The organism is Noviherbaspirillum malthae, assembly GCF_015352985.1.
GTDB classification, from domain to species: domain Bacteria; phylum Pseudomonadota; class Gammaproteobacteria; order Burkholderiales; family Burkholderiaceae_D; genus Noviherbaspirillum; species Noviherbaspirillum malthae.
Genome location: NZ_JACYXF010000002.1, coordinates 410980 through 432263 on the forward strand (window position 1 = coordinate 410980; position 21284 = coordinate 432263).

The 21284-nt window shown below is 59.1% G+C and carries 13 protein-coding genes; all 13 read right to left on the minus strand.

The genetic code is table 11. The features are described from left to right. Position 1: 1 nt before the first annotated feature. Positions 2 to 1033, minus strand: coding sequence for a GNAT family N-acetyltransferase (locus IGW03_RS05720; protein ID WP_228535065.1), 1032 nt, complete (start codon positions 1031 to 1033; stop codon positions 2 to 4). An 885-nt stretch (positions 1034 to 1918) separates the two neighbouring features. Then, a complete protein-coding gene (locus IGW03_RS37925; RefSeq protein ID WP_228535067.1) occupies positions 1919 to 3040 on the minus strand; it encodes a glycoside hydrolase family 16 protein in 1122 nt (373 codons plus the stop codon). Between the two features lie 576 nt (positions 3041 to 3616). After that, entirely contained in the window at positions 3617 to 4690 is a 1074-nt protein-coding gene (locus IGW03_RS05730) for a glycoside hydrolase family 16 protein (protein WP_228535069.1), read from the minus strand. Between the two features lie 309 nt (positions 4691 to 4999). Continuing rightward, complete coding sequence (locus IGW03_RS37930) at positions 5000 to 6631, minus strand: glycoside hydrolase family 16 protein (protein ID WP_228535071.1); 1632 nt, start codon at positions 6629 to 6631, stop codon at positions 5000 to 5002. A 649-nt stretch (positions 6632 to 7280) separates the two neighbouring features. After that, on the minus strand, positions 7281 to 8153 hold the full coding sequence (locus IGW03_RS05740) for a glycoside hydrolase family 16 protein (RefSeq protein WP_228535073.1): 873 nt from the start codon (positions 8151 to 8153) through the stop codon (positions 7281 to 7283). Between the two features lie 52 nt (positions 8154 to 8205). Continuing rightward, positions 8206 to 9252: a UDP-glucose 4-epimerase GalE gene (galE, locus tag IGW03_RS05745; RefSeq protein ID WP_194721542.1), complete on the minus strand. Its 1047-nt coding sequence runs from the start codon at positions 9250 to 9252 to the stop codon at positions 8206 to 8208. Between the two features lie 167 nt (positions 9253 to 9419). Next, positions 9420 to 11066: an FAD-dependent oxidoreductase gene (locus IGW03_RS05750; protein ID WP_194721543.1), complete on the minus strand. Its 1647-nt coding sequence runs from the start codon at positions 11064 to 11066 to the stop codon at positions 9420 to 9422. A gap of 224 nt (positions 11067 to 11290) precedes the next feature. Beyond that, a complete protein-coding gene (locus IGW03_RS05755) occupies positions 11291 to 12679 on the minus strand; it encodes a phosphomannomutase/phosphoglucomutase (protein WP_194721544.1) in 1389 nt (462 codons plus the stop codon). Between the two features lie 117 nt (positions 12680 to 12796). After that, positions 12797 to 15055, minus strand: coding sequence for a polysaccharide biosynthesis tyrosine autokinase (locus IGW03_RS05760; protein WP_228535077.1), 2259 nt, complete (start codon positions 15053 to 15055; stop codon positions 12797 to 12799). Between the two features lie 171 nt (positions 15056 to 15226). Next, positions 15227 to 16420, minus strand: a complete 1194-nt coding sequence (locus IGW03_RS05765; protein ID WP_194721545.1) for a polysaccharide biosynthesis/export family protein — start codon at positions 16418 to 16420, stop codon at positions 15227 to 15229. Between the two features lie 618 nt (positions 16421 to 17038). Beyond that, on the minus strand, positions 17039 to 19540 hold the full coding sequence (locus IGW03_RS05770; protein WP_194721546.1) for an ABC transporter permease: 2502 nt from the start codon (positions 19538 to 19540) through the stop codon (positions 17039 to 17041). Next, on the minus strand, positions 19540 to 20124 hold the full coding sequence (locus tag IGW03_RS05775) for a DUF4126 domain-containing protein (protein ID WP_194721547.1): 585 nt from the start codon (positions 20122 to 20124) through the stop codon (positions 19540 to 19542). Before IGW03_RS05775 ends, IGW03_RS05770 begins: the two co-directional genes overlap by 1 nt. Before the next feature lie 76 nt (positions 20125 to 20200). After that, positions 20201 to 21214, minus strand: a complete 1014-nt coding sequence (locus tag IGW03_RS05780; protein WP_194721548.1) for an adenosine deaminase — start codon at positions 21212 to 21214, stop codon at positions 20201 to 20203. Positions 21215 to 21284: the final 70 nt, after the last annotated feature.

Sequence of the window (21284 nt, forward strand, 5' to 3'; positions counted from 1 at the left end):
TTCAGGTCGCGGTTCTGCCGTGAACGAAACTTTCCGCAGCCCTCTTCATTTCCCGTACGCGCTTGATCAGTTGTCGCACGTGCTGCGCAAGCCTGGTTTCGCCATACTTGACCCAGACCTTGGTCTGGCGCAGATAGCCATCCTTGGCTTGAGTCCAAGCTATCCCCGGATGCAGTATCTGCCTCAGCCGCGAGCGGTAGATCGTCACATTGTCCAGATCGCGCTGGACGGCGCCGAGGGTGAACTTGTAATCGTAGCGCCCCCACAGGAAATGGAATTCCTTTCCGGCGCGACTGATGCACTCGCAGACGGTTTGATAGCAGCACAGGAAACCGACCCAGTAATCATCGTAGCGAGGATCATGCGCCAGCACGTTCAAAAAGTAGTTTTGCCCTGCGCGGAAGCTCAGCGCGCCGGCGGCGATGCGCCCGTCTATCCTTGCGATCCCCACCAGGCCGCACGCCTTGGCCAGGGCAATGATGCGCTTCGTTTCACTCTCATCGATGACAGACTCGATATTCTTACCCGCCATTCTCTGGCGGTTGAATTCGATCATGGCGCGCAGGTCTTCTTCCCTGATATCGCCCGCTTCATACACCTGGAACTCAAACGACGGAAATGTCTTCTTCAACCTGTCCGTATAGCGCTTGATGTTGCGGCGTGTGTTCTTGCCGAGACTGGCGAGGTAGGTTTCCGCACTTTCCGGCAGCTGCAGCGTGATGTCTTCCAGATGATTGAAGCGCTGATGCGGAAACGAAAGCCGTTTCAGATCGGTCTCGATTGCCTTGAATGAAATGGCATCCACATCGTCATATTTCGAGAAAATGAAATTGGAAAAGCGCCGCATTTCCTCTTCCGGCAGGCGGATGCCTTCATTGAGCACCTGCACCTTGCGCTGCTGTTTCTTGAATAGCAGCAGGGTTCTGATTTCGCCGTTTTCATTTACGACGTAGGTACTGGTCGTTCCGGCTACCCAGCCATACACCCGGAACTCCAGAAGCGAAGAAAAGATGTTTCCATATAAGCGTTCCATCGCCGATTCAACGAAAGACGGAACCTCGTTCTCATAGCAAGCAACACTGAGTTCATTGAACATTATTTTTTACCTGACAGCCTAATTGAACAAGATGAATCGCAAGCCGCGCCGCGGTTAGATGCCATCCGCCGTTTCCCCGCCATGCTCCCTGTTGCCGATCGCGGAAAAAATTGGCTGGCATCGGAGCGGAACTACGAATCTCTTCTCACTCTTATCTCGCCGTTGAATGCAACCGCATACCGAAAATTTTCATGCATATGCGCCTGTCTCCTGTAGATGAGTTATTTTGGTCCCGTTGATCTGGCTTCCATGCGTGCCGTATGGAGCAAGAGTCAGACCATGTTCAAGTTGCGAATCACTCTCTCTCGCATCCCTCTTTGTACCGATACGATGAATGGCGCCAATGCAATGCCTGCAGCCGTTACATTGGGCCTTTCCTCACTCGTTCGACACGCCAGAGATGCGTAGTATTCCCCTTCATGGCGGTTCTCATTTGAGTAAGCCCAAGCTTACTCAACCTCTTCAGTGATTACCGGTAATAGACTGTTGCGCAAGGCAGTTTCGACGGGATCAGCGCTATCTTGCTTACGTTCCGCATCGAGTGAATCGCTAGCATTCCGACACTCGCAGCATGCGGCAGGCCCAGCTGTCGTATTTGTGCCGACATCTTGCGCGCATGGGCAAGGGCACAGGCAAAAAAAGGCCGGCTATTCAGCCGGCCCAATGAGATAAAGAATGAATGACGGTCACGAATGATGTACTCTCAGGGAGCACATCCCCTTTCTCCGCTTTCAGTTGTGTCGAGCAACGAGCGCATGAAAGGGATGGAAGCGAACAGCACGATCTTGCATCGCCGCTCGCCAGTCACTCATTGCATGCGCATTACTTGAACTGCCAGGCACGCACGTAGTTGACTTCGAAGGAGTTCGACTTGCCCTGCGGCGTGCTGTTGTCCGCCGAGCCCGAGGCGCTGCCGTACCACAGGTCCAGAATCATGTACATGCGGTTGCTCATGCTCGCATTGACGCTATACATCTCCTTGCCGTCAAAGTAGAACGTGATCTTGTTCGGTTCCCACTTCACTGCATACTTGTGGAAGCCGGCCGACAGATCGCCCAGGTTCTGGAACGTCTTGGAACCTGCGTGAGGACCGCCTTCGATACCGTTGGGCCAGACGGTCGATGCAAATGCCGTCGGACGCAAAGCGGAATCGGACCAGCCGCTGTTGGGACCGCCGCCGGCATAGGCTTCCAGAATGTCGATTTCCGGACGATACGGGTGGGCGCCGGCTTCGTGGTTGAACAGCCAGAACGCTGGCCAGGTGCCTTTGCCATAAGGCAGCTTGGCTTCCATCTCGAAGTAGCCGTAGGTCTGGTAATACTTGCCGTCGGTGTCGATGGTGCGGTTGAAGAAGTTGCCCGAAGCGTCGCGCTGCGGCCAGATCTTGAGCTTGCCGTCCTCGACGGTGTAGTTCTTGGTGGCGTTGGAGGACTCGTACCAGATGTGGTCGTTCCAGACGCTGGTGTTATAGGAGTTGAACTCTTCGGAGAAGGTCAGCGTATAGGCAGTCGACGATTGGCCGTAAGGCATGACGGCTGCAGGCGCCGGAGCAGGCGTGGGTGCCGGGGCAGGCGTCGGTGCGGGTGTCGGAGCAGGCGCCGGTGCGGGTGCCGGAGCAGGCGTGGATGTTGCGGGGGAATTCTCGCTGACCGGGCTCGGTGCTGTCTCGTTCGTGGTGCCTGCATCGACCGGATTGGCGGATGGCTGAGTTCCTGTTGCGGCGTCGACGGCTGCGGTTTCAGCCGGCTGTACAGTGACGCTTGATGTGCTGCTTGCAGAGGTGTCCGCTGCAGCGACAATTTGTGCCTGTTCTGCGGTGACGGTAGTCTGTGCTGCCGTGGTCGATTCAGCGGAGCCTCCGCCGCCGCAAGCTGCCAGCAGAACAGCGGCACATGCGGATGCGAGCGAAGAGATCGAGAGGCGGTAAGAGTTCGTATTTTTCATGGTAAGTCCCCACAGTTCGTTTGAAGGCGTGCGCTTATTCCAAGCGGCAACGTTTCATCAGAGCATTGCTTACCGGAATTGGTTCCTGGAAATTGTCAAGAAACTGCATTTATTTTTGCCCAAAGGAAGCTTTTTTGTAGTTAACACACAACAATTTATGGGTTCTTGGCTTACGTTACTTTTGCTTCTAGCCTTTTGGCCAACCTTGATTTCATGATTAACAAACCTTCGAAGCTTTAATAAAGAAGCTTCCTTAAGTCCGAGCGAAGAAGGCAGGGGCAGAAATGTCCGTCAGGTGTTTGTTCAAGGTGGCGCCAAGCGATTGTGCAGGCTTGGAGAGATTGGTGTGCGAGAGCCAGCAGGAATAGCCGCAAGCAATCTTCAGCACGAGGCAGTTGAAGGGCTGTACCGCAACGGATCTGCGATAAATGAAAATTGAAATTAAGCTTCACCAGATTAAAAAAAGGCCGGCGATCCGATATCGCCAGCCTTAAAAACGCGAGCAACCAAGCCGCGTCACATGCTACTTTTGAATGCGCTGCCTGCAGCGCAGGTATTCCACTTGTGTTTTCTCGATTACTTGAACTGCCAGGCACGCACGTAGTTGACTTCGTACGAATTTCCCTTGCCTTGCGGAGTCGAGTCGTCCGGCGAGCCCGAGGCGCTGCCGTACCATAGGTCCAGAATCATGTACATGCGGTTGCTCATGCTCGCATTGACGCTGTACATCTCCTTGCCGTCAAAGTAGAACGTGATCTTGTTCGGTTCCCACTTCACGCCGTACTTGTGGAAGCCGGCTGACAGATCGCCCAGATTCTGGAACGTCTTGGAACCTGCGTGAGGACCGCCTTCGATACCGTTGGGCCAGACGGTCGATGCAAATGCGGTCGGGCGCAGCGCAGAATCGGACCAGCCGCTGTTGGGACCGCCGCCGGCATAGGCTTCCAGAATGTCGATTTCCGGACGATACGGGTGGGCGCCGGCTTCGTGGTTGAACAGCCAGAACGCTGGCCAGGTGCCTTTACCGTAAGGCAGCTTGGCTTCCATCTCGAAGTAGCCGTAGGTCTGGTAATACTTGCCGTCGGTGTCGATGGTGCGGTTGAAGAAGTTGCCCGAGGCATCGCGCTGCGGCCAGATCTTGAGCTTGCCGTCTTCGACGGTGTAGTTCTTGGTGGCGTTGGAGGACTCGTACCAGATGTGATCATTCCAGAGGTTGCTGTTATACGAGTCGAACTCGTCGGAGAAACTCAGCGTATAAAGATTCGCGTCTTGACCATAAGGAGTCGGCGCTTCAGCTTTTGCCGGTTGAGTAACCTCGGGAATGGAAGCAGAAGGTGTTGCTGCAGGCGCTGCTGCTTCTACAGTCGCTTGTGTTGTTTCAGTTGTCGCGGATGTAGCCACTCCGGACTGTACTTGTGCATTCGCAGACAGAGTTGTTGTCTCTGTTGCAGGCGCATCGGCTCCGCCACCGCCGCCGCATGCTGCCAAAAGAACCGTTGTGCAAGCGCAACACAGTGTGGAAATTGTCAGGCGATGCAGAGAAGATTTAAACATTGTCATTCCTTTTGCGTTTAATTGATGGTAGCCAATGATGCTCATCAGCAAGTACGTGTCAGAGCGTTTCCCAAAGAAAATGGTTCCGGCAATCATCAATTTTTCGGGATTTTTTTCTTAAAAATGAGCAATGTTTTATTCTTTCCGTTAGCAATATGTTTCGTTCTGCTGCATAGATGAAAACAAAACTTGGAAATTTAAAAAATTAATTGCGAAACAGACCTCTTTACTTGTTGCCTGGAATGAACCAAACGCAAATATGGATGCGTTCCAAGCGTATGGACTTGCCAAATAAAAAAGACCGGGTCGATGACCCGGTCTTTTCATCAATGGCGAGTTGTCAGCCGACTAATCCAGTAATTAAACAGCCTCAACTGGATGGTTTGCCATCATCACCAACCAGCATTACTTGAACTGCCAGGCACGCACATAGTTGACTTCGAAGGAGTTCGACTTGCCCTGCGGCGTGCTGTTGTCCGGCGTGCCCGAGGCGCTGCCGTACCACAGGTCCAGAATCATGTACATGCGGTTGCTCATGCTCGCATTGACGCTATACATCTCCTTGCCGTCAAAGTAGAACGTGATCTTGTTCGGTTCCCACTTCACTGCATACTTGTGGAAGCCGGCTGACAGATCGCCCAGGTTCTGGAACGTCTTGGAACCTGCGTGAGGACCGCCTTCGATACCGTTGGGCCAGACGGTCGATGCAAATGCGGTCGGGCGCAGCGCAGAATCGGACCAGCCGCTGTTGGGACCGCCGCCGGCATAGGCTTCCAGAATGTCGATTTCCGGACGATACGGGTGGGCGCCGGCTTCGTGGTTGAACAGCCAGAACGCTGGCCAGGTGCCTTTACCGTAAGGCAGCTTGGCTTCCATCTCGAAGTAGCCGTAGGTCTGGTAATACTTGCCGTCGGTGTCGATGGTGCGGTTGAAGAAGTTGCCCGAGGCATCGCGCTGCGGCCAGATCTTGAGCTTGCCGTCCTCGACGGTGTAGTTCTTGGTGGCGTTGGAGGACTCGTACCAGATGTGGTCGTTCCAGACGCTGGTGTTATAGGAGTTGAACTCTTCGGAGAAGGTCAGCGTATAGGCAGTCGACGATTGGCCGTAAGGCATGACGGCTCCAGTCGACGGTGCAGGTGCTGGCGCGGGTGCCGGGGCAGGCGTCGGAGCCGGTGCAGGTGCAGGTGCCGGCGCTGGTGCTGTGGTCGTAGTCGATGCAACTTCGCAAACCTTGTCGGCACCCGGATACGGATCACCGAACACATTGTTATTGCAGGCGATCGTTCCGGTCGCGGTGCGTGTAGCCCAATTTCCGTTCAAACCATAACGTACGGACTTGGTGCCGGAGAAATTACAGGTACCCCATTCGGTAGCGCAGCGCGTCCAGGTTGCAGTGTTGCTGGGCGCTGGTGCCGGCGCAGGTGCGGGGGCCGGGGTTGGTGCCGGTGCGGGTGCGGGTGCGGGTGCGGGTGCGGGTGCGGGTGCGGGTGCGGGTGCGGGTGCGGGTGCGGGTGCGGGTGCGGGTGCGGGTGCGGGTGCGGGTGCCGGAGTTGTGGTTGTCGTCGCGACTTCGCAGACCTTGTCTGCGCCAGGATACGGATCACCGAACACATTGTTGTTGCAAGCGATCGATCCGGTAGCGGTGCGCGTAGCCCAGCGTCCGTTCAGGCCGTAACGTACGGACTTCGTGCCGGAGAAATTGCAGGTGCCCCACTCGGTGGCGCAGCGGGTCCAGGTTGTGGTGGAGACCGGAGCAGGTGCCGGTGCAGGCGCGGGGGCCGGGGTCGGAGCTGGGGCCGGAGCTGGGGCCGGTGCGGGCGCAGCCGTTGTCGTCGCCACTTCGCAGACCTTGTCCGCGCCAGGATACGGATCACCGAAAATGGAATTGCTGCAAGCAACAGGACCGGTCACGGTGCGGGTTGCCCACTTGTCGCCGAGGCCGTAGCGCACGGTCTTGGACCCTGTGAAGTTACAGGTGGCATTTTCGACAGCGCAGCGTGTCCAGCTGGTGGTGCTGACCGTTACTTCAGGCAGCATTGTGCTGCTTTGTGCGGAACTGCCTTCAGCAGTACTGTCGTTGGAACCGCCTCCGCAGGCAGCAAGGAGAACGGCGGCGGCGCACGAAAGTGCGGATGCCGAGAAGCGGTTGAATGATGTATGTGTCAAGGTAGTCCCCGTCTGAAATAGATAACGCTCGTGCTTGTAGGCAACAAGAGTTTCTTCAGAGCATTTCTATGAAGAAATGGTTCCGGTACCTTTGAAAAATTTTTAGACGATATGTAACAAATTGTTCTTCGTGTAGAAATATTACCTAAGCATTTTATTAAGCTTGCTCGGCAGATTCGACGGCGATTTTAAAGAAGCTATAAGGATCTCCAGATGTGAAATTTAAGAACGGCTGCGGGATCGCCTCATGCTTTTATAACAATGCGCCGTCGCGTCATGCAGAGGAGATTGCCAGACGTATTCAGTCAGCAGGCGCTTGAGAGGGAAAGGCTATTCATGCAGCATTCAACAATGCTGGCCGCAGTACTGTCGCGGGATGGACCCTGTCGACCCGGATGGAAAGCTGGTTACAAAATCGCGGCGACGAAAATATAAAGCCAGCCAAAAAAACGAATGCCGCACCATCCCGCATGCGGCATTCAAGGTGCCCCGACGATAAGGGCATATAAAGTACAACGCGCTACTGGTTCATGAAACGCTTCATTTGCCACGCGCGCACGTAGTTGACCTCAAATGAATTCGACTTGCCTTGCGGCGTGCTTTCATCCGGATCGCCGCTGGAACTTCCGAACCAGAGGTCCAGGATGATGTACATGCTGTCGTTCATCTTGGCCTCGACAGTATGAATGGGCTTGCCGTCGAAATAGAAGGTCTGGCGGTCGGGCTCCCACTTGACCGCATAGCGATGAAAGCGGGCCGACAGATCCTTGCCGACATCATATTGAAGATCGCCTGCCTTGACGCCTTCGTCATGCCATACGGTGACTCCGTAAGCAGTCGGACGAGAAACACCGTCCCCGTCGGTGTATCCCCAGGGCGCTTCTCCGCCGGGATACGCTTCCATGATATCGATCTCCGGCCGGCGCTTGTCGGGATGAGCGAACAGCCAGAACGCCGGCCATGTACCCTTCCCCTTCGTCAGCTTGGCCTCGATCTCGAAATAGCCGTAGCGCTGTTCGAATTTGCCGTCGGTGTCGAGAGTTCGGTTGAAGAACTTGCCGGAGGCGTCGCGCTGCGGCCAGATCTTGAGCTTGCCGTCCTCCACCGTGTAATTCTTGATCGGATGAGAACGCTCATACCAGATATGGTCGTTCCAGATTCTGGGGTTGAGGGTGTCGAACTCGTCGGCAAAGGTCAGCACGTAGTCGTCGGCATTCTGACCGAAGGGGCTGCGTACGCTGCTTTTCTTGGCAGTCTTGCCTTCCTTCGCCAACTTGTCGGCTGCAGCCAGGGTTTGCTTGCTGAAGCTGGGCTCTTCTCCGCACGCGGCGACGCCAAATGTAGAAAGTGCAGCGACCAAAATGCCGCGCGTGACCAGTCTCCTCAAGCCCATGACGTCTCTCCTCGGATGCCGCCAGGCTGGCGAATCGACGCAGGACACATGATCAAGCTGCCTTGATGCTGGGCTCGACCTGGAATCCGCTGGGATTCAGGCTCTGCCAGCGCCAATGGTCGGCGCACATTTCCTCCAGTCCCTTGCGCGCGCGCCAGTCGAGCACATTCCATGCGTTCATGGGATCGGCATAGCAGGTGGCGATGTCGCCGGGGCGGCGCGCAGTGATCTCGTAGGGCACGCGGCGGCCGCTGGCGAGTTCGAAGGCACGCACCATTTCCAGCACGCTGTAGCCCTGCCCCGTGCCGAGGTTGACGGTGAAGCTGCGGCCGTTTCGGAAAATTTCTCTCAGTGCGGCGACATGACCCTGTGCGAGATCGACCACATGGATGTAATCGCGCACGCCGGTGCCGTCGGGCGTCGGATAATCGTTGCCGAACACGGAAAGCTTTTCGCGGCGGCCGACCGCAACCTGGGCGATGTAGGGCATCAGATTGTTGGGAATGCCGCGCGGATCCTCGCCGATCAGACCGCTGGGATGCGCACCTGCCGGGTTGAAGTAGCGCAGCACGCCGATCGACCAGGAAGGATCGGACTTGCCCAGGTCTTCGAGTACCTGTTCGACCATCAGCTTGGAACGGCCGTAAGGATTGGTGGTCGACAGGCGGGCGTCTTCGCGAATCGGCACGGATTCCGGATCTCCGTAGACGGTGGCGGACGAGCTGAATACGAAATTCTTTACGCCTGCTTCACCCAGCGCCTGAAGCAGTGTCACCGTGCCGCCGACATTGTTCTCGAAGTAGGACAACGGCTGGCTCACGGATTCACCGACTGCTTTCAAGCCCGCAAAATGAATGACCGCATCGATGCGATGCGTCTTCAGCAAGGCATTCAAGGCGACGCGGTCGCGGATGTCGGCCTCATAGAATGGAATCAGATGGCCGGTAATTTTCTCGACTCGTTGCAGCGACTCCGGCGAGCTGTTGCACAGGTTATCCAGTGCGATGACGGAATGCCCTGCCGCGAGCAGCTCCACGCAGGTGTGCGAACCGATGTAGCCGGCGGCGCCGGTAACGAGGATGGTTTTGTGTGTCGACATGATCGGAGTTCCGATAGTTACAGTTGATCGGCATGTCAGACGATGGCGAAGGCAAGGCCCATGCAAACCGGAAGGATGAGAGTCTCCCTGGAGGGCAGTCCTCTGTAGAGGACATGCCTTCCATTCGCGGATTCCGTCTGGCTGTGTGGTTTAGAAATTCACTGTGGCTATGCGGCCTCCATCGCCAGGTCGGCGGTCGGACGCTTCACTTCGCGCACCAGATGCTCGGAAAGCCTGAATGCGAGAGCGGCCAGCGTGATGGTCGGGAAGTTGGCGCCGCAGGTCGGGAAGACCGAGCTGCCGGCGACAAACAGATTGCTCATGCCATGCACCTTGCAATTGCGGTCGACCACGCCCTGCTTGGGCGAATCATGCATGCGCGTGGTGCCCATGTGATGCCAGGTACCCTCGAGATCCGAAGGCCACTTCTTGCCTTCGATCGAAGGATCGAGCTCGACCTGCGCCACGCCGCTGCGGCGCATGTCGTCGGCAAGGATTTGCAGGGTACGGTCGAAGGTACGCTGCACTTTCGATGTCAGCCTCCAGTCGACGCGCACGCGATTCATGCCGAGCTGGTCCTTCTGCGACGGCGAGAGCATGACGCGGCTGTTCGGATCCGGTTCTGGCTCGACGATGAGCTGGAACTTCACACCCTGAATCAACCAGCGCGGCTGGAACAGACGGGTGTATCCGTAACCGAGCGTGTCGAGCGGATGACCGACCATGGTGAGGAGATCCTTGGTCAAGCTCCAGTCCTGCTGGTCCTTCTGCAGCAAGGCTTGCTTGATGCGGAAAAGTGCCAGCGCGCCTTCGCTGCCCTCGCCCGGGAAAATGGAATTGAACCAGACGCGCGCATTGAGGATGCCTTCTTCCTTGAGCGTTTCCGGCGTCAATGCGAACTGGTGAGCGACATGGGTTCCATGCGCAGCCACTGCGGCATTCATGTAGTGGTACTTGACGTCGGAGAGCTTGTTGCGCGACCACTCCTTGGTGAAGCGAATATTGCCGGTCAACAGGCGCGGATGGTCCATGAAGAAGCGGCCCACCAGATCGTTGCCGTTGCCGAGTCCTGCTGCTTGCACCTTGTTCGATGCCAGCAGCAGGCGCGCATTTTCAATGCCGCCCGTGGCCAGCACGTAGAAGCGCGCCTTGACTTCCATGCGCTTGCCTGTCAGCGTGGCGACCTGGATGCGCGACACGTTCTGCGCACTGCTGTCGGTATCGATGTTGGTGGCATTCGCATAGAGATAAACGCGGATGCGCTTGGAATTCTGCAGCGTCTCGCGATACATCTTGCCGAAGCGCGCCGGCGGGCTGAACTGCGAAATGGTATCGCGTACCTTGCCCGACACCAGCGGCATGCGGCGCACATCGGGACGGCCGATGGACCGCTCCCAGAAGTCCGGGTCGAAATTGTTCGGACCCAGCTTCAGCAGCGCGTGCGTACGGTCGTAGTAAGGCATCATTTCATTCAGCCCGAACGGCCAGCCGCTGTGATCGACCCAGTCGCGTTTCTCGAAGTCCCAGGGATCAAGGGGACGGCACCAGCCGCCCCAGCAGTTGCTGCTGCCGCCGAGGAAGCGGCTGCGGCTGCCGTCGGCGAAGTTGTAGCGCCATTCGCCGACATCTTCGCCGCGGTACAGATCGCGCGTGCCGTCGTCGGGCTTGAAGCCACCGCTTTCCAGCAGAACGACGTCTATCCCCTGCTTGTCCAGCTCCATTGCCAGAGTAATTCCGGCAACGCCACCGCCGATGATGCAAACCGTGCTTTCTGTCACGGCGCCTTGTTCAACTTGTCGGGTATCGATAAACATTGTTGTTTTTCTTCCGTCAAATAAATAATTTCCCTGAATTGCGCCACACTCCCAGCCATGCCGGCGCGCAGCTCCCTTACCGTGTCCGCCGCCAACTTGACTTGACGGCCAGGTACCCTTGTTGTGTCACCAAATGTTGGTGTGCTGTATTCAAGATAGATTGCCTTTCGTTACTTCACTTTGACGTAAGTTAGAAAATCTTCATCGATGCCGTAGAGGCAGCGTCAAAACGACAGTGCAGCGTCGGGTTTGACGGCAAGAATGGCGCGCTTGAAGTCGTTCTGGATGCGCGCCAGCGCTTCCTGCGACTCGCCCTCGAAACGCATCACCACCACCGGCGTCGTGTTCGACGAGCGCGCCAGACCGAAACCGTCCGCATACTCCACCCGCAAGCCGTCGATCGTCACGATCTCCTCGGCATCGGCAAACTTCGCCTCCTGCTGCAGCTTCGCAATCAGCGACACGTTCTCGCCCTCTTCCAGGTGCAGGTGCAGCTCCGGCGTGCTGCTCGACTGCGGCAAGGCATTGAGCACCGCCGACGGATCGTCCAGGCGCGACAGCAGCTCCAGCATGCGTGCGCCCGCATACAGGCCGTCATCGAAGCCGTACCAGCGGTCCTTGAAGAACACATGCCCGCTCATCTCCCCGCCCAGCGGCGCGCCCGTTTCGCGCAGCTTGGCCTTGACCAGCGAATGCCCGGTCTTCCACATCAGCGGCACGCCGCCGTGCTGCTTCACCCAGGGCCCGATATGCCGGGTGCACTTGACGTCGTAGAGGATTTCCTTGCCCGGATGGCGGGTCAGCACGTCGGCGGCGAACAGCATCAGCTGGCGGTCGGGATAGATGATCTGGCCGTCCTTGGTGACCACGCCGAGGCGGTCGCCGTCACCGTCGAAGGCCAGGCCGATCTCGGCATCGGTCTCCTGCAGGCAGCGGATGAGGTCCTGCAGGTTTTCCGGATGGGCGGGATCGGGATGGTGGTTGGGGAAGTTGCCGTCGACTTCGCAGAACAGTTCGACGACCTCGCAGCCCATGGCCTTGTAGAGCTCGGGGGCGAAGGCGCCGGCCACGCCGTTGCCGCAGTCGACGGCGATCTTCATCTTGCGCGAGAGCTTCACATCGCTGGTGATGCGCTCGAGATAGGCCTGCCTGATGTCGTGGGTGCGGTAGCTGCCGCTGCCCTGGGCGAAGTCACCCTTGACGATGGTCTGGTACAGGCCCTGGATGGCATCGCCGTAGATGGCTTCGCCGGCGAGCACCATCTTGAAGCCGTTGTAGTCGGGCGGGTTGTGACTGCCGGTGACCATGATGCCGGACTGGGTCGCATTTTCTCCACTGAGCACATGGGTTGCGAAGTACAGCATCGGCGTGGCGACCACGCCGAGGTCGATGACATTGACGCCTGCGCGCTGCAGGCCGGCGGCCAGTGCCGTAGAGAGTTCGGGTCCGGAGAGGCGGCCATCGCGGCCGATGACCACCGTTTGCTCGCCCTTGATGCGCGCGGCCGTGCCGAATGCCTGTCCGATCTGACGCGCAACGCCGATATCGAGTGTCTTGCCGACGATGCCGCGGATGTCGTATGCCTTGAAGATGCTTTGGGAAAGATTAACCACGTTGTATATGACCAATATAGGAATGAATGGGGACTGAAAAGAAAAATGCCGTGAGCCGGTTACCGCAGGAGGCGAACGATGTCACCCCTTCCGGCACCTGCACACGGCATGGTGCGATTACGATGCTTCGATCAGCGGCGTGTTGCCTGCAGAGCGCTGGTTGTAGCCGTTGCGTCCGTAGGAGTAGCCGTAGCCATAACGGCCCGGGCGAACCTTGAGGTCGTTGAACAGCACGCCCTTGGCTTCGAGTCCGGCCTGCGCCAGGCGCTTCATCGACTCGTTGATCTCGCCAGGTGTCGTGACGCCGGCACGGGTCATGATGTAGATGGCGCCAGCATGGGCACCGATGATCATGGTGTCAGCGACAGCCAGGATAGGCGGTGCATCGATCAGCACGAGGTCATAACGCGACGACAGTTCTTGCAGGAAGGCGCCGAAGTTCGGGCGCAGCAGCAGCTCGGACGGATGCTGCGGCAAGGTGCCGGTCGTGATGAAGTCCATGTTGTCGATCACGTTGTGATGAATCACCTGATCCAGGCGGCGTGCGCCGGCGATCGCATCCGACAGGCCGTCATGGCGGCCGAAGCCGAAGTACAGGTGCAGCAGGCCGTTGCGCAGGTCGGCATCGATCAGCAGTACCTTCTTGCCGGTGGCGGCCATGATGGCAGCCAGATTGGCCGAGACGAAGGACTTGCCCATGCCCGGAGTCGCGCCGCTGATGAGAACGATGTTGTTCTTGAACTTCGGCAGCGAGAACTGCAGAGCGGTACGGAAGTTGCGCAGGCTTTCCACGGCGACGTCGGTCGATGAAACATTGGCCAGCAGCGGTACCTTCTGATGCTTGGCGCTGACCTGCTGATACAGCTCCTTCTGCTTCTTGCTGTGCGGGATGGTGGCGAATACCGGCACGCCTGCAATCGCTTCGAGCTTCTCGGGAGAGTCGATGCCGCCAGCCAGGGATTTGCGGAAGAACGCAGCTACGATACCCAGGAACAGACCAGCCATCAGGCCGAGAGCGATGATTACCGGACGGTTGGGCTTGACCGGACGCTCTGCCATCATCGGTGTATCCACGAGGCGGACGTTGCTGACCTTGCCGACAGTAACCAGGCGCAGCTGCTGTGCAGTGTTGAGCAGCTGGGTATAGAGGTCGGTATTGACCTTCACTTCGCGCTGCAGGCGCAGCAGGTTCTGCTCGATCTGCGGCAGCTGCTTGATATGGTCATTGACCGAATTGATCTGGCCATTGATCTCCCTGATCTGGCTGTCGATGCCCTGCACTGTGGGGTGATCTTCGGTATAACGGGCCAGCAGTTCGATCTTCTTCTGCTGCAGTTCCATCTTCTTCAGCTTTGCTGCGGAGGATTGCTGCAGGCTCAGCTTGGATTCCTCGCCCAGGTCCACCGTGCCGTTGGCATTGCGGAAGGCGTTGTACTTGGCTTCGGCCTGCTCCAGCTGAGTCTTGATTTCAGGCAGCTGCTTGTTCAGGTAGGCCAGGGATTTTTCGGCGTCTTCTGTCTTGCGTGCGGCATTCTGCTTCACATACTCCTTGCCGATCTCGGACAGCACGCTGTTGATCATGACCGGGTTCGGACCCTGCAGGCTGACGCCGATGACGCCCGACTGCTTGCCGCCCAGCTCTTCTACCTTCATTGCGTTCTGGATGCCTTCGATCGTGGCCAGGCGGGAAGCGCGTGTCATCAGGAATTCCGTGCCCGGCTTGCCGTCGAGCTGGTTGATGCGCACTTCGATCGTGCCGGTGGGCAGTTCGAAAATGGCAGTCTCGCCAACCTTGGCCTTGAGGTCGATGTCGGCATCCTTCTGCGTCAGGCGGAAATTGCCGCCGCCTTCCGCCGTCACGACGAACTCGCGGTTGAGCAGCTGGTCAGGCACGTTGAATGTGGAGACGTTGATCTTCTCCGCGCCCCATGCATAGCCGCCGTAGCCGAACAGGCCCGGATTCGACAGGTTCTTGTTCTTGCTGGCGATCCAGCTGCCGATGCCCGGGAAGTACTTGGGGCTGGCGCTGATATAGAGGCGCAGGTTGTCCGTCGCGCGGGAGACGACGAGACGCGACTGCAGCAGCTCCATCTCTGCAAGCGCGGAGGTCTTCACGTCGAACATGGCGTTGAGGTCGCCGACGATGTTGGTGGGCGCCTTCTGGCCTTCCTCTTCCACATGGATCAGCATGTTGGACTGGTAGACCGGCTTGGTCAGGAACGCATACGCCCCCGCCAGCAGCGTCGCGACGATGGCGATCGTCGCAATCAGCCACCGGCTTTCCCACAGGACGTCGAGGTAGCCGGCCAGCTCCACTTCATTATCTTCGACGCGGGCGGGCCCGGTCAGCTGAGGAGGTATGTTATGGGTCATCATAAGGTTTATCTGCTTAGTGTTTGTACGTATATGAACGAGGCTGTTGTATTGGCTCCGTGTTGGCTTGATTCCACCCGCTTCCGACTGCGGTCATGCACCTCTCCCTCTCCGGCAATCCGCGGCAGAGCCTGCCCCGGATTGCCCGGACACGACTACATCGGAAGAAGAAAATCACTTCACCGGACGGGATGCACCGACTGCCGATGACAGTGCACCCGGCAGGATCAGGCTGATGGCGCGATGCCAGTTGGCAAGCGGTGTCGCCGCCACGTACACCACGTCCTTCGGTGAGAGTTCAAAGCCTTCTGCCATTGCCATTGCGCCGGGCGAACGTCCGTCAAGCTGGTAGACGACCTGGTCGGTGCCGTTCTTGCGCACGACATAGATCTGGCTGCCGTCGCCGGACAGGGGGTTGATGCCGCCCGATTCGCCAAGCGCTTCATTCAGCGTCAGGCGGCCGTTGTACATCGGCAGCGCCCTGGGGCTGACCACCTCGCCGGAGACAAATACCTTGCTTTCGTCACGCGAGCGTACGCGCACCACGTCGCCGTTGGCCAGCATGATGCTGCCGGGGTTGACGCCTCGTTGAACGAGTTGCGGAAGATTGATCTGGTAGTTCACGCCATTGCGATTGACTACCACCTGGCTCTGGTCGCCGGTCGGCAGCACGCCGCCGGCGCGGTTGAGAGCTTCCACCAGGGTCATCGGAATGTCATTGATGGCTTGCAGGCCGGGGTTCTTCACTTCGCCGTCCACGTAGACCCGCTTGCTGCGATAGGACTGCACGCGCAGCGTCACCTTTGGCTGCTTGAGATACTTGCTGAGCTTGGAGGTGAGCTGATTGCGGGCCTGATCCTGAGTCAGGCCTGCGACCTTGAGCGGACCGGCATACGGGAACTGGATCATGCCGTCATGGTCGACGATAAAGCCTGCGGGCGGAGCGGTCGTTGCCGAAGTCGATGCATCGGCGCCGAGCCCGGCCTGAACGCCGGTGGCGACCGTTGCGGAATTCGACAGTTCGGGATGATCCCAGACGACGATCGAGAGAACGTCACCGGTATCGATGGCATACGGTTCCGGCTTGCCGAGGAGCTTGGTGATGTCCTGTGTGACCTGCTTCTCGCGCATGTCGCGTTCGGCCTTGACGAGCTGCGGAGTGATCGGCTTGAGCACGGCATCGGTCATTTCGTCGCCGGCGCCAGCGCTGGTGCCGGCATTGGAGGAACTGGACGCACTGTAACCGGACGCATGATCCCTTTTATTGAAATGCAGGCCTGGCGCGACCGATGCGCAGCCTGCCGCGAACCATGGCAGCAGGAGCGCTGCACTCCATCGTTTCAGAGATGCCTTCTTATTGAACTGCATATGATGACTCCACATGATTAGTACCAACCGCCACGACGAGGGATGGCAATTGCGAATTGAAGAAAGCCTGTTCCGGTTTTCCCTGCAGGCCCTACCGGTTTTTTAGTACGGCGATACGCTCCTGAGCGGCTTTCGGCACCGCGGCGGCGAAGTTATCTGTTGCTCCGCATAATCTTTTTTGTTGCCCCAAACCATCAATAACTTATCTGATATACAACTCTACGTTTCCTCTTGGTCCTTGTTTTGACGAGCATCAACGCGAAATGAGATATGAAACTGCGGTCTCTTTAGGCGTTGCATGGATCCGAAATACCCTTGCCGACGCTTAAAAAATGCTTTGCCACGCCGGAAAGAGCATTGATGACAAGATAGGAGAGAGTCAGCGTGGAAACCTTGCGCAAAAGCACCCGGTACCGCGGCGCGGCTTAATCTTGATTAAGAAATGGCGCTTTGCAGGTGAGGAAATTTGCGGCAGGAAACTGCGAAGCTTGGAGGAAGCAGGCTCTTGTGACCGCCTGCGGAGAATGCAGATGGAAGGGAAAGGAAGAAGGAAAGCCGTGCGATGCTTGATGTCACCGCACGGCCGCTCCATGAACTGACAGCGATATGCTTGCGAGGTCAGCTGCCCCGCAAGGTTTGCAGCGGCGGCTGATTCAGTACGTTGCGCAGGCCCGCCCATCCCCCAATGAATGCGCAGACAGCGCCGGCGAACAGACCTGCGAGCCACACGATGGGGCTGAAGCTCCATTCGAAATTGAAGACCTGCCGCGCCAGCGTCCAGCCGACCGCGGCCGCGCCGGTGGCGGCAAGCGCGCCGGCCAGGCTGCCTACGAGGGCGAATTCTATCCACTGCGCCTGAGACAGCTGCGAGCGCGTCGCGCCCAGCGCACGCAGCAATCCGGATTCGCGAATGCGCTCGTCCTGGGAACCGACCAATGCGGCATACAGCACGAGCACGCCGGAGGCCAGCGTGAACATGAACAGGAATTCGACGGCGACGATCACCTGGTCGATCACCGACTGCACCTGGCGGATGATGCTGCCGATATCCACCACGGTCAGGTTCGGATAGTCTCGCGCAAGCCGGTTGTCCAGTCCCGCCTTCTGCTGCGGCAGGTGGAAGGCGGTGATCCAGGTATGCGGCAGGTCTTTCATCAGTGCCGGATTGAGAATCACGAAGAAGTTGACCTGCATCGAGCCCCACTCCAGCTTGCGCAGGCTGGTCACGCGGGCCTCGACCTGCTGCCCGGCGATGTCGAAGCGCAGCCTGTCTCCGAGCTTGAGTCCGAGGGTCTTGGCCAGGCCCTCTTCCACGGAGGCTTCCGGTGCGCTGTCGTCGAACCATTTCCCGGCGGAGATCCGGTTCTGGGGCGGCATCGCATGCATGGTCGAGAGATTGAATTCGCGGTCCACCAGACGACGGGCGCGGTCTTCGACATAGGTGTCGCTGGCGATGACCTTGTCGTTGATCTGGACGAGACGGCCGCGGATCATGGGGAACAGCAGCGGCCTGCCCTCCGCATTGGCCTGCAGCAGATTCTCGATGTCGGTCTTCTGCTCCGGCTGGATATTGATGACGAAACGGTTCGGCGCGTCCGGCGGCGTCGAATTGCGCCAGGCTTCGACTAGGTCGCCGCGGATGACGGTCAGCAGCAGCAGCGCCATCAGTCCCAGCGAGAGCGCAACCACCTGCACCACGGTGGCACCGGTACGCCGCTGCAAGGCCGTGATCGCGAAACGCCAGCTTGGATGATTGATGCCGCCGCGCAGGAAGCGCAGCGAACGCACGCCAAGCCAGCCGACCAGAGCGAACAGCGCCAGGCCGCCGAGAAATCCTGCGGCGGTCAGCAGGCCCAGCTTGATATTGCCCGCTTCCCACAGCAGCAGCGCGATGAAGGCCAAGAGGCCGAGCGCGTAGGTGGCGACGGTAACGGGTTGCGGCGCATCCTGTTCGCGCCGGATCACGCGGTTGTGCGGCACGTTGCGCAATTGGAGGATGGGCGGCACGGCGAAACCGATCAGCAGCAGCATTCCCGTGGCGACACCCTGCACCGCCGGCAGCCAGCTGGCCGGCGGGAGTTCGGTTGCCACCAGCTTGCCCAGCCATTCGAGCAGCAGGAAATGGGCCGCATAGCCGAGCGCCGCACCGATCACGCTTCCGATCAGTCCGATCACGGCGAATTCGATCAGGTACATCATGGTGACCTGGTTCTGCGTCAGGCCCAGGAAGCGCAGCATGGCGCACGCATCGATGTGCCGGAGCATGAAGCGCCGCGCCGCCATGGCCACCGCGATCGCCGCCAGCATGGCCGACAGCAGCCCGACCAGCGACAGGAACTGCTCTGCCCTGTCCAGGGTGGCGCGCATCTCCGGGCGGCCGGATTCCAGCGACTCCACGCGCACGCCGCGCACGTTATTGCGATCCATCTGCTGCCTGAGCCAGCCCTGATAGGCGGTGACGTCGGCCGGCTTGCCTGCAAGCAGCAGGCGGTAGATCACGCGCGAGCCGTTCTGGATGAGGTTGGTCGCAGCCAGATCGGACAGCGGCAGCATGACCCTCGGTGCAAAGCTCAGGAAGCCGGCGCCCCGGTCCGGCTCCACCGAAATGACACGGTCCACGCGGAAGGCCTTGTCGCCGAGCCGCAGCGTGCCGCCGACGGGAATATCGAGCGATACCAGGATGCTCTTGTCGACCCAGACGGTTCCCGAAGCAGGAATATCCTTGGCCGCAATGTCATCGCCGCCCGCCGTATCGGCAAGCTTGAGGCTGCCGCGCAGCGGATAACCGGCGCCGACCGCCTTGATCGATGCCAGCTGTGACAGGGTGTCGTCCCCTTCCCCGGCCGAAGCCATGCTGGGAAAGGTCACCGTATCGGCCATGGCCAGGCCTTGCCGCCGCGCCTCTTCCCGCCACGCTTCGCTGATGGGCTGGTCGGCATTGACGACCAGGTCGCCGCCCAGAAGCTGATGTGCGTCCCGGTTGAGGCCGGTGCGCATGCGGTCGGTGAAGAAGCCTACCGAGGACAGCGAGGCGACCGCCACGATGAGCGCCACCAGCAGGAAGCGCAACTCCCCCGCCCGCCAGTCGCGGCGGGTCATTCTCAATGCATTCTGAAGCATCAGGTACTCAGCTTTCTGAACAGCCACCGCAAGCCGCGCCACAGCTTGGGCAGCAGCCAGAGAGCGGCGACGAAGAAGACAATCAGGAAAACAGCCAGCAGCCACGGATGGAAGAAGGCGGCCCAAAGGCCGGCCATCACTACCACGTCTTCCGAAAATGAAGCCGCCCAGTTGCTGAACGGCTCCGGCGAGGTATTGATCAGGGCACGGCTTCCAGCCTTGGTGATATGCGCGCCCGCTGCAAAGGTGCCGCCGAGCAGCGCGGCAATTGCGGACCATTCGGGCCCCATCTCGCCCAGCGCGGCCGCGCCGAGCACCGCTCCGGCCGGCACGCGGATGAAGGTCTGGACTGCATCCCAGGCGGAATCGATGCCGGGCACCTTGTCGGCCAGAAATTCAATGATGAGAAGAATGCCGGTGGCGCCGATGACCCATGGCGACTGCAGCACTTCGAGCGCCGGAGGAAGGTCGATCCAGCCGGAACGGCCGAACAGCCCGGCAATGAACAGCGTCATGTATAAACGTATGCCGCTGGCCCAGGACAGGCCACCAGCCAGTGCCGCCGCGGAAAGCGTTTCAGTCATGGAGCCTCCGTGCTCGTTTGCCCCTTCTCACTCCTGCATTGATGCCGTATCGGTCCCATGTCGGCGCCGGCGCCCATCATCGGCCGAAAAAGGCGTCAACTTCGTCCAGGTATTTTCGCTTTTCCGCGTCGCCGAGGAATGACGCCGAAAAGCTGTTGTGAGCCATCTGGTATGCATGTTCCCTGCCAAGCGGCAGCGCCTCGAACATCTGGATGAAGTTGTCGTTGACGTAGCCGCCGAAATAGGCGGGATCATCCGAATTGACAGTGACGACCAGGCCGGCGTCAAGCAACCTGACCAAATTATGGTCGGCCGCCTTGTCGAAGACTCTCAGCTTGACGTTGGACAATGGACAGACGGTCAGCGGAACCCTGTCCCGCGCCAGGCGGGCGGTCAGCTCGGCATCCTCCAGGCAGCGCACGCCGTGATCGATGCGCTCCACCTTCAGCAGGTCGAGCGCGGTCCGGATGTATTCCGGCGGACCTTCCTCGCCGGCGTGGGCGACCAGATGCAGGCCGAGCTCCCTGCAGCGCTCGAACACGCGCGCGAATTTCTCCGGCGGATGGCCGCGCTCGGAAGAGTCGAGCCCGACGCCGATGAACTTGTCACGATAAGGCAGCGCCTGTTCCAGCGTGGCAAACGCCTCTTCCTCGGAAAGATGACGCAGGAAGCACATGATGAGTGCGCCGCTCAGGCTCCACTCCTTGCGGGCATCCTGCAGGGCGCGGTCTATGCCGTTGACGACCGTCCCGAAGTCCACGCCGCGTTCGGTATGCGTCTGCGGATCAAAGAAGAGTTCAGTGTGGCGGACATTGTCCTCATGGGCGCGCTGCAGATAGGCGCGCGTCATGTCGTAGAAGTCCTGCTCGGTCAGGAGCACGCTGGCGCCCGCGTAGTAGATGTCGAGAAATGACTGCAGGTCCTTGAAGGCATATGCCGTGCGCAATTCCTCGACCGACGCGTAATTGAGCCTGACCCGGTTGCGCTCGGCCAGCGCGAAGATGAGTTCCGGTTCGAGCGAGCCCTCGATGTGCATGTGCAGCTCGGCCTTCGGCATGTTCAGCAGGGTATCGCGTAGTGCGGCATCCATGGTTTTCCCTTGTCGTTTTCCAATCCGCTACGATTTTACGGCGAACAAGAGTTGCGTGCTCGTCTTGCGG